The organism is Centipeda infelix ATCC 43532 (genome assembly GCF_000234095.1).
Classification (GTDB): domain Bacteria; phylum Bacillota; class Negativicutes; order Selenomonadales; family Selenomonadaceae; genus Centipeda; species Centipeda infelix.
The window spans coordinates 511,444-524,267 of record NZ_JH376798.1 but is presented as its reverse complement, the minus strand read 5'-3'; the positions used below and the strand labels follow the sequence as shown (position 1 = coordinate 524,267).

12 protein-coding genes and 1 tRNA gene are annotated in these 12,824 nt (G+C 59.0%); all 13 read right to left on the bottom strand.

Annotated elements, in window-relative coordinates; translation table 11 throughout:
• Positions 1-103 precede the first annotated feature (103 nt).
• The gene (locus tag HMPREF9334_RS05665; RefSeq protein WP_006692527.1) at positions 104-1,231 is read right to left on the bottom strand and encodes a sodium ion-translocating decarboxylase subunit beta; all 1,128 of its coding nucleotides are present in this window, start codon (positions 1,229-1,231) and stop codon (positions 104-106) included.
• Positions 1,232-1,248: 17 nt separating this feature from the next.
• Complete coding sequence (locus HMPREF9334_RS05660; protein ID WP_006692526.1) at positions 1,249-1,599, bottom strand: OadG family protein; 351 nt, start codon at positions 1,597-1,599, stop codon at positions 1,249-1,251.
• Between the two features lie 189 nt (positions 1,600-1,788).
• Positions 1,789-2,070: a thioredoxin domain-containing protein gene (locus HMPREF9334_RS05655; RefSeq protein WP_006692525.1), complete on the bottom strand. Its 282-nt coding sequence runs from the start codon at positions 2,068-2,070 to the stop codon at positions 1,789-1,791.
• 62 nt (positions 2,071-2,132) lie between these two features.
• Positions 2,133-3,299 carry a radical SAM family heme chaperone HemW gene (hemW, locus tag HMPREF9334_RS05650; protein WP_006692524.1) on the bottom strand — a complete coding sequence of 389 codons (1,167 nt, stop codon included), beginning with the start codon at positions 3,297-3,299 and terminating at the stop codon, positions 2,133-2,135.
• Positions 3,289-5,088 (bottom strand): translation elongation factor 4, encoded by a 1,800-nt coding sequence (gene lepA, locus HMPREF9334_RS05645; RefSeq protein WP_006692523.1) that lies wholly within the window; start codon positions 5,086-5,088, stop codon positions 3,289-3,291. Before lepA ends, hemW begins: the two co-directional genes overlap by 11 nt.
• Positions 5,089-5,118: 30 nt before the next feature.
• Positions 5,119-5,928: a Nif3-like dinuclear metal center hexameric protein gene (locus tag HMPREF9334_RS05640; RefSeq protein WP_006692522.1), complete on the bottom strand. Its 810-nt coding sequence runs from the start codon at positions 5,926-5,928 to the stop codon at positions 5,119-5,121.
• A 43-nt stretch (positions 5,929-5,971) separates the two neighbouring features.
• Positions 5,972-6,661: a tRNA (adenine(22)-N(1))-methyltransferase gene (locus HMPREF9334_RS05635; protein ID WP_006692521.1), complete on the bottom strand. Its 690-nt coding sequence runs from the start codon at positions 6,659-6,661 to the stop codon at positions 5,972-5,974.
• Between the two features lie 73 nt (positions 6,662-6,734).
• A tRNA-Asn gene (locus HMPREF9334_RS05630) sits at positions 6,735-6,810 on the bottom strand.
• Between the two features lie 337 nt (positions 6,811-7,147).
• A complete protein-coding gene (gene rpoD, locus HMPREF9334_RS05625; protein ID WP_006692520.1) occupies positions 7,148-8,266 on the bottom strand; it encodes an RNA polymerase sigma factor RpoD in 1,119 nt (372 codons plus the stop codon).
• A 37-nt stretch (positions 8,267-8,303) separates the two neighbouring features.
• Entirely contained in the window at positions 8,304-9,455 is a 1,152-nt protein-coding gene (gene rpoD, locus HMPREF9334_RS05620; RefSeq protein WP_006692519.1) for an RNA polymerase sigma factor RpoD, read from the bottom strand.
• 102 nt (positions 9,456-9,557) lie between these two features.
• Positions 9,558-11,345: a DNA primase gene (gene dnaG, locus HMPREF9334_RS05615; protein WP_006692518.1), complete on the bottom strand. Its 1,788-nt coding sequence runs from the start codon at positions 11,343-11,345 to the stop codon at positions 9,558-9,560.
• A gap of 16 nt (positions 11,346-11,361) precedes the next feature.
• The gene (locus tag HMPREF9334_RS05610) at positions 11,362-12,369 is read right to left on the bottom strand and encodes a deoxyguanosinetriphosphate triphosphohydrolase (protein ID WP_039957319.1); all 1,008 of its coding nucleotides are present in this window, start codon (positions 12,367-12,369) and stop codon (positions 11,362-11,364) included.
• A gap of 15 nt (positions 12,370-12,384) precedes the next feature.
• Positions 12,385-12,768, bottom strand: coding sequence for a universal stress protein (locus tag HMPREF9334_RS05605; RefSeq protein WP_006692516.1), 384 nt, complete (start codon positions 12,766-12,768; stop codon positions 12,385-12,387).
• Between the last annotated feature and the right edge of the window lie 56 nt (positions 12,769-12,824).

The following is a 12,824-nucleotide window of genomic DNA, read 5'->3' as shown; positions in this document are numbered from 1 at the left end:
CGTCCGCTGCTCATATCGGTGGAAGAACAATATGAGCAATAAAAAATCCTTCCACCATAGTACATAGGAAGAAGGATTTTGTCAAACGCTAAGATTCGGATGCTTACATCAGCATTGCGAGCATCGTACCTGCCGCGACCGCCGTGCCGATAACACCGGCGACGTTCGGTCCCATGGCGTGCATGAGGAGGTAGTTGCCCGGCTTTGCCTTGATGCCGACGATCTGGCTGACGCGTGCCGCCATCGGAACAGCGGAGACGCCCGCCGAGCCGATGAGCGGATTGACCTTCCAGCCCGTCGCGCGGCACATGATCTTTCCGAGGACAACGCCCGCCGCCGTACCGAAGATGAATGCGACGAGACCAAGGCAGATGATGAGAATGGTCTCCTTGACGAGGAAGCTCTCCGCGCTCATCGTGAGCCCCGTACCGAGTGCGAGGAAGATCGTGACCGTGTTGATGAGAGCGTTCTGCGCCGTATCCGAGAGGCGATCCGTCACGCCGCTCTCACGGAAGAGGTTGCCGAGCATGAGCATGCCGAGCAGTGCCGTGATGGACGGGAGCAGCAAGCTGATGAAGATGGTCGAGACGATCGGGAATGCGATGCGCTCGAACTTCGTGACCTCACGCGCCTGCTCCATGATGACCTCGCGCTCCTTCTTCGAGGTGAGGAGCTGCATGACGGGCGGCTGAATCAGAGGCACGAGAGCCATATAGGTATATGCCGCAACGGCGATCGCACCGAGGAGGTGCGGTGCCATCTTCGTGGCGAGGTAGATCGAGGTCGGACCGTCCGCACCGCCGATGATGCCGATGGAGCCTGCCTCCTGTGCCGTAAAGCCGAGGAGCATTGCGCCGAGCAGGGCGATGAACACGCCGAACTGCGCCGCGGCACCCATGAGAAGGCTCGACGGACGTGCAATCAGAGGACCGAAGTCCGTCATTGCGCCGACACCGAGGAAGATAAGCGGTGGGAAGATCTCGTATTTGATTCCCATGCCGATCGCGGACATGACACCCGGCTCCTCAAAGCCATTGAACGGGATGTTCGCAAGAATACAGCCGAATGCAATCGGGCTGAGGAGCAGCGGCTCGAAATCGCGTGCAAACGCGAGATAGAGCAGGATGAGTCCGACAATAATCATGATGACGTTGCCGCCGGTCATACCCACGAATCCACTGCCGTCAACGACTGCCTGCAGGGAGACGGTAAATGCGTTGATAAAATCCATAATCTCTCACTCCCTCCTCAGCGCGGCGTGCGCATTCCACTTGCGCGTCCGAAATTGCGCCATGCTGGCTGCTCTGCCGGACGGATCGCGTGGATCTGTTCGGCACTGTAGCCACAGGCGGTGACGGCTGCCGCAATGACGGCGACGGTCTCCATGCTGAGTCCCGCCGGAACGGCAGGGGCAGCAGGTGCGGCCGCCACAGGCGCGGGAGCGGCAGGTGCCGCTGCGGGCGGCTCTGCCTTTTTCTTCGTCGGGTCAAGTCTGTGGGTCAGCTCAATGAGCCCCCAGATCGCCGTCAGAACGGCGAAGACAATGACCATGTTGATGATCATGATGACGAATGGATTGTCGGTTACGGGTTGATGCATAAACTCACCTCATCTTGTTTTTCGCCTCATGAATACCGCCGCATTACCCGTCTACGGAGATACACCGAGGATCTTTATGTATATTGCGAAAATACCGCTTTCGTTATTATGCTGGATTTCAAACAGTTTTACAAGTTTTATTTTCGCTTTTCTCATGCAACTTTTGCATATTTTCTATAAACACGGCGTTTAATCCGCGCGTGCCGCGTCAAACACACGCTTCACCTCGGCGTAGATCTTGTCATAGCTCTGGCCCGGCTGTGCCTCATAGAGCTTCTCCCCATCCATAAAGATGCTCGGGACATAGTAGTACTGCCCCGCAAACGGCTGTGTCTTCGCAGGTTCTTTGTTCTCGTCGATGAAGTCAACCTGCACGCCCTCATAGCCCTCGGTGCGCAGTGCCTCCATCGCACGATGTGCATTCGCGCAGTAGGGGCAGCCCGCCATCTCGATCATGGTCAGTGTTTTCATGGCAATTCTCCTTTCGAAAGATAGGAACAATAAGCGATGTCTATCATAACACAAAGTTTTTTCTAATGCAAAAAGGCGGCAAACACCTCGTTGCCAACCTTCATGCCTGCATTCGTCAGAGCGACGAATCCGTCTGCACGGCGCAGCAGTCCCTGTGTGATATATTTCTCAATCACCGCTCCATAAACATCATCAATTCCCACGCCAAAGGTACGACGAAAATCCGCCTCGTCAATCCCCTGCGCCGTACGCAGTGCGAGAAAGGCGTACTCTTCCATTGCATTCTCGCGCGTGCGCTCCGTATCCTCGGGCGTGCGGACACTCCTGCCCGTCTGCATGGCACAGATGTATTTCTCCGTGTCAGGTTCGTTGCCCCAGCGTACACTGTCCACATAGCCGTGCGCCGCTGCGCCAACGCCGAGGTACGGTACGTTCCGCCAATAGCCGCGATTGTGCAGGCTCTCATATCCCGCACGTGCGAAGTTTGAGATCTCGTAGCGCACATAGCCGCGTGAGGGAAGTTCCTCCATGAGATAGTCGTACATCTCCTCCGCCGCGTCCTCGCTCGGGAGCGTGAGCCGCCCCTGCGCCTCTGCCGCCGCAAATGGCGTGCCCTCCTCGACGATCAGCCCGTAGGCGGAGATGTGTTCGGGCGCAAGTGCAAGAGCCTCGTTGACACTCGTCTTTAGGTCATCAAGTGTTTGTGTCGGCAGTCCATACATAAGGTCGAGACTGATGTTGTTGAACCCCGCCGCACGCGCCGCACGAAATGCCGTGCGTGCCTCCTCTGCCGTGTGGATGCGCCCGATGGCGCGAAGCAGTCGATCGTCAAAGCTCTGCACGCCGAGGCTGAGGCGGTTTGCACCTGCCTCGTGCAGCTGTGCGAGGGAATGCATGTCAACTGTGCCGGGGTTTGCCTCGACGGTGCACTCCTGCGGTATCCCCGCCGCGTCGATAAGGGTACGCAGAATCTCTGTGAGAAGTTCGGCGGGCAGTACAGTTGGTGTACCGCCGCCGATGTAGACGGTCGTCACATCGCCCCATCGTGCGCGAAACGGCGGCACCTCGCGCAGAATCTCCGCACGAAGTGCCGCCGCATAGGCCTCCATCTCCCGCGCCGCAGAGTTGCCCACGGCAGAGGAAACGAAGTCGCAGTATGCACATTTTTTCACGCAGTAGGGGATGTGGGCGTAGATGCCCCATGGTCTTACCTGTGCGTTATTCGTCAATTTTCAGCACCGCCATAAACGCCTCCTGCGGAAGCTCCACGCTGCCGACCGCCTTCATGCGCTTTTTGCCCTCCTTCTGCTTTTCGAGCAGCTTGCGCTTGCGCGTGATGTCGCCGCCGTAGCATTTTGCCAGAACGTCCTTGCGGCGGGCACGGACGTTCTCGCGTGCGATGATCTTGCTTCCAATCGCCGCTTGGATTGGGATCTCAAACATCTGCTGCGGGATGATCTCCTTGAGCTTGGTCGCAAGCTGGCGGCCGCGCTGCGCGGCGCGGTCACGGTGAACGATGGTCGAGAGCGCGTCCACGCCGTCGCCATTGAGGAGGATATCAAGCTTGACGAGGTTCGAGGTCTGATAGTCGATCAGCTCGTAGTCAAGGGACGCATAGCCGCGCGTGGCGGACTTCAGACGATCGAAGTAGTCGTAGAGAATCTCGTTCAGAGGGATGTGGTAGATGACGGTGACGCGCGTCGCGTCGAGGTAGTCCATGGTCTGGAACACACCGCGCTTTTCCTGCGAGATCTCCATGACCGCGCCAACGTAGTCCTTCGGTACGATGACGGTCGCCTTGACACACGGCTCCTCGATGTGGTCGATCTCGGTCTGGGGCGGGAGGTCGGCGGGGTTGCTGACCTCGACCATCGTCCCGTCGGTGCGGTAGACATGGTAGACGACGGAGGGCGCTGTCATGATGAGCCCAAGGTTGTACTCGCGTTCGAGACGTTCCTGTATGACATCCATGTGGAGCAACCCGAGGAAGCCGCAGCGGAAGCCGAAGCCAAGTGCGATGGAGGTCTCCGGCTCAAAGACGAGTGCGGCATCGTTGAGCTGGAGCTTTTCCAGTGCCTCACGGAGGTTGTCGTAGTCCTTGCTGTCCTCGGGGTACAGCCCGCAGAACACCATCGGGGTCACCCCGCGATAGCCGGGAAGCGCCTCGCTCGCGGGATGCTCCGCACTTGTCACGGTGTCGCCCACGCGCACATCACGGACATCCTTGAGTGCGCCCGCAATAAAGCCGACCTCCCCCGTCCCGAGTTCCCCTGTGTCAACGGGTTGCGGACGGAAGCAGCCGACATCGGTCACGTCGAAGGTCTTGCCCGTCGCCATGAGCTTTAACTTCATGCCTTTTTTGATTGTGCCCTCTTTCACGCGCACGTTCGCAATCACGCCCTTGTACGGGTCGAAGTACGAGTCAAAGATGAGTGCGCGGAGCGGTGCATCGGAATCGCCCTCCGGCGGTGGGATGTAGGCGACAACGGCATCGAGGACTTCCTTGATGCCGAGCCCCGTCTTGGCCGAGGTGAGGACGGCGGCACTCGCGTCGAGGCCGATGGTGTCCTCGATCTCATTTTTCACGCGCTCGGGTTCGGCACTCGGCAGGTCGATCTTGTTGATGACGGGTACGATCTCAAGGTCGTGCTCCAGCGCGAGGTAGACGTTCGCAAGGGTCTGTGCCTCCACCCCCTGTGCTGCGTCGACGACGAGGAGTGCGCCCTCGCACGCGGCAAGGCTGCGCGAGACCTCATAGTTGAAGTCGACGTGCCCCGGCGTGTCGATCAGGTTCAGCTCGTACAGCTCGCCGTCCTCGCCGCGATAGTCGAGGCGGACGGTCTGCGCCTTGATCGTGATGCCGCGCTCGCGCTCGAGATCCATGCTGTCAAGCACCTGCGCCTCCATCTCGCGCTCGCTGAGCGTGCCCGTATACTCGATGAGACGGTCGGCGATGGTGGATTTGCCGTGGTCGATGTGGGCGATGATGGAAAAATTGCGGATATGCTTCTGATCCATTGTGTCTCCCTTTCCCCTTCCCTTTTGCTTCTATATAATCACATCGAACACGTCGCGCTGCGTGTTTGTGACGAAAATCTCAATCTCTCCGCGTTCGGACGCGAGTTCCGTGCGTAATTGTTCGGCGAGAACGGGCAGGACAGGTACCTCCGTGCCGAAGTGGCCCGCATCGATGATGTGCATGCCCTGCTCGACGGCGCGCTGCGCGTCGTGGTACTTTACGTCGCCCGTGACGTAGACATCCGCACCGCGCCGCACAGCATCGTCGATGAAATCCGCGCCCGCACCCCCGCAGACGGCGACGCGGCGCACGGGACATGCAGCTGCGGCGGCAAGGCGAACATGGCTGACACCGAGACGTTCCTTCACCGCACGGGCAAAATCCTCAATGCTCGTCGGAGCGGGAAGTGTGCCGATGCGCCCGAGGCTCTCGGTCACACCGTCCTCCTGCTGTGTGATGACGAAGGCAGAGAGCTTTTCAAGTCCAAGATGCGCGGCGAGCACATCGTTCACGCCGCCGTGCGTCACATCAAGGTTCGTATGCGCCGCCGCAACGGCGATGTTGTGCGTAATGAGGGCAGCGAGGCGTTTTCCAAGCGGGAGGTCGGTGCGCAGCTGTTTGATGCCGCGAAAGATCGCGGGGTGGTGCGCGACGATCATATCCGCCTTGCGTTCGATGGCCTCCGCAACGACGGCATCGTCCACATCGAGTGCAACGAGCACACGCCCGACCTTCTGCGCGTAGCTGCCGACGAGGAGGCCGGGGTTGTCCCAGTCCTCCGCGAGGCGGCGCGGGGCGATGCGTTCAAGCGCGTTCATGATGAGCTGACAGCTGAGCATAATGGCCTCCTTTGATTGATGTATCGTTCGATATGTATCCCCATCAAAGCAAAGCGAACAGTGTCCGCAATGCTGCCAGACGGGAAACCGTATCCCTATACTCCTTCCCGTGCCGCGCCTTTTCACTTGCGTTCATACCCTCAACAACACGGGTGAGCTTTACAATCTTTCCTTCAATATGCTCATGCAGGAGTGGGTCGCGCTTTTCGTAAAGTCTTGCGCCGATATGAAGGAGTACGTCGTCGGGCATCTCTGCCGCACCATGCTCGGCACGGATGATCTCATAGAGGTGTCCACCCGCGCGTGCGAGCGTTTCGTCGACGATGTCCCAATTGTTCGTGTAGAGCCAGCGTCGCAGCTTTGCCGCGCCGTTCATTGGCTGCAGGACAAGGGTCTGCACGGAGGAAAGAATAGCGGGCGCACCTGCGAGAATCTCCGCGATGAGTGCGCCGCCCATACCGGCGATGACGATGGACTCCGCCTCGCCCGGCGTAAGGACAGACAGCCCGTCGCCCTGCCGTACGTCGATCTCACGCGTGAGACGCTGCGCGATCGTGGTACGGCGTGCTGCCGCGCACGCCCCCGCACTGAGATCGCCGACCACCGCACGCTGCGCAATCCCCTTCATGACAAGGGTCGCGGCGAGGTACGCATGATCTGCACCGATGTCCGCGACGGCGGTGCCGTGCGGAACAAATGCGGCAATCGCCGCAAGCCGTTCATCGAGCTGCATACACGCCTCCCCTTTTTTTCGACAGACATAAGAAAGGAGTGTAACTGCTGGGTTACACTCCTGTTGTTGCAAATGGCTCCTCGAACTGGACTCGAACCAGTGACATTCTGATTAACAGTCAGACGCTCTACCGACTGAGCTATCGAGGAATGTGTCAGACATGCGTATTATAAGGGCAACACGCCCTCATGTCAAGTAAAATGTTGGTTGCGCGGGTAAAACATATGTGTTAGAATCAAAATAGGCGTTGCCATACGGTAGGCGGTTAGTCCCCTGAAAGGGGGCGATGCTTGTGACCCTTTACGACTTCTTGTCGATCGTGTTTCTCGTAACGATCTGCATCGTAGCGTTAAGATAGTGAGCGTACCCGCCTGAGCGACCAAACTTAGGGTGGGTATTTTATCCAACAAGAAATTTGGGGACGAACCGTTTACCAGCAACGCCTTTTTGTATGCTTATTATACGATATGCAGCCCATTTCGTCAACTACTCCAGGAAGTCACGCAGCACCTTGCTGCGGCTTGGATGCCTGAGCTTCCTGAGCGCCTTCGCCTCGATCTGGCGGATACGTTCACGCGTCACGCCGAAACTCTGTCCGACCTCCTCAAGGGTGCGCGAGCGCCCGTCCTCCAACCCGAAACGCAGACGCAGGACATTCTTCTCGCGATCGGTCAGCGTCTCAAGAACCTCCTCAAGCTGTTCTCTGAGGAGCATAAACGATGCCGCTTCGGCGGGCGCGGGGGCCGCCTCGTCCTCGATGAAGTCGCCGAGGTGGGAGTCCTCCTCCTCGCCAATCGGCGTTTCGAGGGATACGGGTTCCTGCGCGATCTTCATGATCTCGTGCACACGCGCAACGCTGATGCCCATTTCCTTCGCGATCTCCTCGGGGCGCGGATCACGGCCGAGCTCCTGCAACAGTCCACGCGAGATGCGGATGAGCTTGTTGATCGTCTCAACCATGTGAACGGGGATGCGGATCGTGCGTGCCTGATCGGCAATCGCACGCGTAATCGCCTGACGGATCCACCACGTCGCATACGTGCTGAACTTGTACCCCTTGCTGTAGTCAAACTTTTCGACTGCCTTTAAGAGGCCGAGATTCCCCTCCTGAATGAGATCGAGAAAGAGCATTCCACGTCCGACATAGCGTTTTGCGATGCTCACGACGAGGCGCAGATTCGCCTCCTCAAGCCGATGACGTGCGCTCTCGTCGCCCGCCTCCATACGCTGCGCGAGTTCAACTTCCTCCTCCGCCGTGAGGAGCGGCACATGACCGATCTCCTTCAGATACATACGGACGGGGTCATCGAGCGATATACCCTCGGGCACGGTGAGGTCGATCTCGACCTCCTCCTCCTTCTCGGGAGGGTCATCATCCACGGATTCTTCTTCCACTGGCGTGGGGACATCATCGATGATCTCAACGCTCTCGTCGCTGAACCGCTGATACATGTCGTCCATTTCGTCGGGGGACATATCCTGTTTTTGGAGCGCGTCTATGAGCTCGCCGTACGTCAGCGTGCCACCGTTCTTCTTGCCCTTGGCAAGCAGGCGTTCTATGATTTCGGTGCTCGGTGCTTGCTTCTGCTCCGTCCCCTCTGTCATAACGCTGCCCTCCTATCGTATTTGCAAGGCTTTCGCCTCAAAGATCAATGTTTCCCTGTAATTTGCGCAGACGCACGGGATGCCGCAGCTTCCTGAGCGCCTTCGCCTCAATCTGCCGGATGCGCTCGCGCGTCACGCCGAAGCTCTGTCCAACCTCTTCGAGCGTACGCGAACGCCCGTCCTCCAATCCGAAACGCAGCCGCAGCACCTCCGCCTCACGCGGTGCGAGCGTTTTCAGTACCTCTGAGATCTGCTCCTTGAGCAACATCATCGATGCCGCATCCGCCGGATCAAGCGCCGCCTCATCCTCGATGAAGTCGCCGAGATGGGAGTCCTCCTCCTCACCGATCGGCGTCTCGAGCGACACGGGCTCCTGTGCAATCTTCATGATCTCGCGCACGCGCAGTGTACTCAGCCCCATGTGCTTTGCGACCTCCTCAGGGGTCGGATCGCGGCCAAGCTCCTGCAGCAGCTGGCGCGAGATGCGGATGTACTTGTTGATTGTCTCAACCATGTGAACGGGGATGCGGATCGTGCGTGCCTGATCGGCGATGGCGCGTGTGATTGCCTGACGAATCCACCACGTTGCATAGGTGCTGAACTTATATCCCTTGCTGTAGTCGAATTTCTCGACGGCCTTCAAAAGACCGAGATTGCCCTCCTGAATGAGGTCGAGAAAGAGCATGCCACGTCCAACATAGCGTTTTGCGATGCTCACAACGAGGCGCAGATTCGCCTCCTCAAGCCGATGGCGTGCGCTCTCGTCGCCCGCCTCCATACGCTGCGCGAGTTCGACTTCCTCCTCCGCCGTGAGGAGCGGCACGCGCCCAATCTCCTTGAGGTACATGCGGACAGGGTCGTCGAGCGCAACGCCCTCGGGGACGCTGAGATCGATCTCGATGTCGCTCTCCTCCGTCTCATCCTTGTCCACATCATCCATCGGCTCAAGTGCATCGTCCCCTGTGTCCTCGCCGAGTGCAGTATCGTCCACAAGCTCCAAGCCATCGTCACAGAGCCGTTGGTAAAGCCCATCCATATCGTCGGGGGTCATCATCCGTACGTCAAATGCTGCGATGAGTTCACCGCAGGTCAGCGTGCCCCCGTTTGCTTTCCCTTTTGCCGCAAGTTCGTCCAAAATTCCCGTTCCGCTCAATTCTTCCCGTTCCATCTGTAGTGCTGCTGTTGCCATCGTGCCCCCTCCTTTCAGTTCATAAATATATAAATCCTCAGCAATCCCTATCTAATAAGTATTATTGTTTAATATATCGTTGAAAATATACAGAAACAAAAGCTATTCGTGCAAATTTTCACGGGCGATCTCGTCTTGAATTTTCTTCACTTCGTTTAATTCGTCAATATATGCCGCTTTTCCTTCTTGCATCATCTCCTCAGCGCGGCGCGTGTGCCGTGCCAACGCGACGGTCAGATATGCCCGCCGCAGCGTGCCCAGAGCCTCCCGATAGGATGCCTCCGTATGCCCCTCCTCCACGAGGGCGCGTGAGAGCTCAGCCCCCACCGCCGTAGGCTGCACGGCGATAAAGTCCGCATCGAGCGCACCGCCCGTTTCCAACTGCTCCGCCATCGTGCGGAGAATGTCGGCAATGAATTCGTCGGGGAAATCCCTAAGAGGTATGAAAGATAAAATTTCGGTGAGAAGTGTGGGGTCGCGCAAAACTGCTGCCAAAAGCTCGCGTCCTGCTCGGCGCAGCACATCATCCACCTGTCGTACAGGAGGACGCTGCACTGCCGCCCGCATAGGCGACGGATCTTCTTCGCCGCCGTTCCGCAGGAAACTGCGCAGGGCATCCGTCACAACCCCCTCGTCCAGAAAGAACTCTGCCGCTGTCTGACGTACATAAGCGGCGCGCGTGACCGTGTCGAGTGCAGCGAGCACGGGCAGCATCGCATGGAGTGCTGCACGGCGACCGTCTACGCTGTCCTCCATGCGGGCACGTATGCGGCGCAGGTGAAACGCGGGGGCAGGGACAGCCGTCTCCACGAGCGCACGGAACGCCTCCGCGCCATGCGTGCGTACGTACTCGTCGGGATCCTTGCCGTCGGGCAGGAGGAGCACACGCACCTCTGCCGCACTCCCTCGCACCGCCGAAAGGGCGCGCAGGGTCGCCTCCTGTCCCGCCGTATCACTGTCATAACAGAAGATGATGCGCGGTGCACGGCGCAGGAGGAGTGCTGCGTGGCCTTCCGTAAACGATGTGCCGAGCGTTGCAACAACGTTCGCCACTCCTGCCTCCCATGCGGCTATCGCGTCCATATAGCCCTCGACGACAATCGCCGCGCCCTCGGTCGCAATCGCACGGTGTGCACGATCCAGCCCAAAGAGGAGCTTGCGTTTGTTAAAGACGGGGGTCTCCGCCGTATTCAGGTACTTCGGCTGTGCGTCGCCGAGCGCCCGCCCACCAAACCCGACCACGCGCCCACGTTCGTCCGCAATCGGGATGATGACGCGGTTGCGGAAGCGGTCATAGACCCCGTCCCCGCGCTCACGTTTCACGGAAAGCCCTGCCGTCACAAGGAGATGCGCGGGAATACCGCGCTTTTGGAACGCCTCGGAGAGCTTTGCCCATGCGTCTGGTGCAAAGCCGATGCCGTAGCGTTCGATTGCCTCCGCCGTGATGCCGCGCCCCGCAAGATAGTCCCGCCCCGCTGCTCCGTAACGCGTAACGGTGAGACAGTTGTGAAAGAAATCCCGTGCAAGCGCATTGACCCGCCGCAGATCGTCAAGCTCACGCAGGCGCATTTCCTCACGCGGATCCCGCTTCTCTGCGGGCAGCGGGATGCCGAGCCGCTCCGCCTGCCGCTTGACTGCCTCGAACCACGTAATCTGCTCGATGAGCGAGAGGAACTTGAAGGCATCGCCACCCGCATGGCAGCCAAAACAGTAAAAGAACCCGTCGGCAGGCACGACGGAGAACGACGCGGTTTTTTCGTTGTGGAAGGGGCAGCAGCCCCAGTAGCGGTTGCCCTTGCGCTTCAGCGGAACATATCCCTGCACGACGGCGAGGATGTCGGTCTGCGCGCGCACCTGCTGCACAAAGGCCTCCATCCTCGGGTCACGCATATGTTTCTCCTTTTATTTAGATTGGTTTGATCGTCATCTGATCCACGGGCGGGATGTAGATTTCGCGGAAGAGCGCGACGGCATAGCTGTCCGTCAGCCCCGCCACATAGTCCACCACGCACTGCTCACGCCCCCAACGCTCCTCACGTGCGATAAACTCGGGCGGGAGCGTATGGAAATACACGGTGAAGTGATCCATCAGCGCACGCAGGACAAAGCCCGCCTGTGCGCGCTCATGTGCGAGCGTCTTCGAGTGGTAGATACGCTCAAACATAAAGGCGCGGAATGCATCCATCACACGCTGCACAGGCTCTGAGAGAGCCGCATCCCCGCACACCTCCGAGGTCACAATCATATCGGACACCATGCTCGTAATCATCGCGGAGGTATCCGTGCCGAACGCATCCCGCACCTCGGCGGGCAGTTCTTCAGCGGTCAGAAGGCCCGCGCGGATGCTGTCGTCGTAGTCATGGCAGAGATAGGCGATGCGGTCAGCAATCCGCACAATCCGCCCCTCGAACGTCGTCGGCAGCCCCTTGCCCGTGTGGTTCAGGATGCCGTCACGCACCGCCCCCGTAAGGTTCAGCCCGTGTCCGCCGCGTTCCAGGATCTCGACCATGCGCAGGCTCTGCTCGTTGTGGGCGAAATGCCCCGTGACCTCCTCCACAACTGCCTCGCCTGCGTGCCCAAACGGGGTGTGTCCGACATCGTGTCCGAGGGCAATCGCCTCCGTCAGATCCTCGTTGAGGCGCAGCGCACGCGCAATCGTGCGCGAGATCTGTGCCACCTCAAGGCTGTGCGTCATGCGCGTACGGTAGTGGTCGCCCGCGACAATGTAGACCTGCGTCTTGTGCTTGAGCCGCCGAAACGATTTCGAGTGCAGAATGCGGTCGCGGTCACGCTGAAATTTCGTGCGGAAGGGACACTCCTCCATCGGATGACTGCGCTTTGCATCTCTGCTCCGCGCAGCGAGCGGTGAGAGGAGTGCGCCCTCCTGCTCCTCCAGACGTTCCCGTACGGTCACAACTGTCACCCCCGCTTACTTCACCACCATGACGGGGATCTTTGCCTCCTCGATGACCTTCTGGCTGACGCTGCCGATAAGCACACCTTTGAGCAATCCGAGCCCGCGACTGCCCATGACGATCATATCGCTGCCCTGCTCGTCCGCAACCTCAAGAATGCTCTTCGCGATGTGTCCGCTTTTGACGTGCTTGCGTGCCTTGCGCTCGTCCGAGAGCTTTTCCCAGATACGGTCAAAGACGATGTGGCTCGGAATATCTTTGTTGATGTTGCTTGCGACGTAGACAAAGTCGAGCTCCGCGTCACACTTCTCCGCAATGAACAGTGCCTCATCGACCGCCTTGCAGCCGCCCACCGAGCCGTCGACCGGAACGAGGATCTTTTTGATCGCACTCATCATAATCCCTCCTAATCACGTTTTAACAAGAAAGATTTCCTAAGGTATCAGTATATTTC

Excerpts from the sequence above, each read along its gene's own strand:
- HMPREF9334_RS05665 (WP_006692527.1), bottom strand. The coding sequence starts at position 1,231 with ATGGATTTTATCAACGCATTTACCGTCTCCCTGCAGGCAGTCGTTGAC.
- HMPREF9334_RS05660 (WP_006692526.1), bottom strand. The coding sequence starts at position 1,599 with ATGCATCAACCCGTAACCGACAATCCATTCGTCATCATGATCATCAAC.
- HMPREF9334_RS05655 (WP_006692525.1), bottom strand. The coding sequence starts at position 2,070 with ATGAAAACACTGACCATGATCGAGATGGCGGGCTGCCCCTACTGCGCG.
- lepA (WP_006692523.1), bottom strand. The coding sequence starts at position 5,088 with ATGGATCAGAAGCATATCCGCAATTTTTCCATCATCGCCCACATCGAC.
- HMPREF9334_RS05640 (WP_006692522.1), bottom strand. The coding sequence starts at position 5,928 with ATGCTCAGCTGTCAGCTCATCATGAACGCGCTTGAACGCATCGCCCCG.
- HMPREF9334_RS05635 (WP_006692521.1), bottom strand. The coding sequence starts at position 6,661 with ATGCAGCTCGATGAACGGCTTGCGGCGATTGCCGCATTTGTTCCGCAC.
- rpoD (WP_006692520.1), bottom strand. The coding sequence starts at position 8,266 with ATGACAGAGGGGACGGAGCAGAAGCAAGCACCGAGCACCGAAATCATA.
- rpoD (WP_006692519.1), bottom strand. The coding sequence starts at position 9,455 with ATGGCAACAGCAGCACTACAGATGGAACGGGAAGAATTGAGCGGAACG.
- dnaG (WP_006692518.1), bottom strand. The coding sequence starts at position 11,345 with ATGCGTGACCCGAGGATGGAGGCCTTTGTGCAGCAGGTGCGCGCGCAG.
- HMPREF9334_RS05605 (WP_006692516.1), bottom strand. The coding sequence starts at position 12,768 with ATGATGAGTGCGATCAAAAAGATCCTCGTTCCGGTCGACGGCTCGGTG.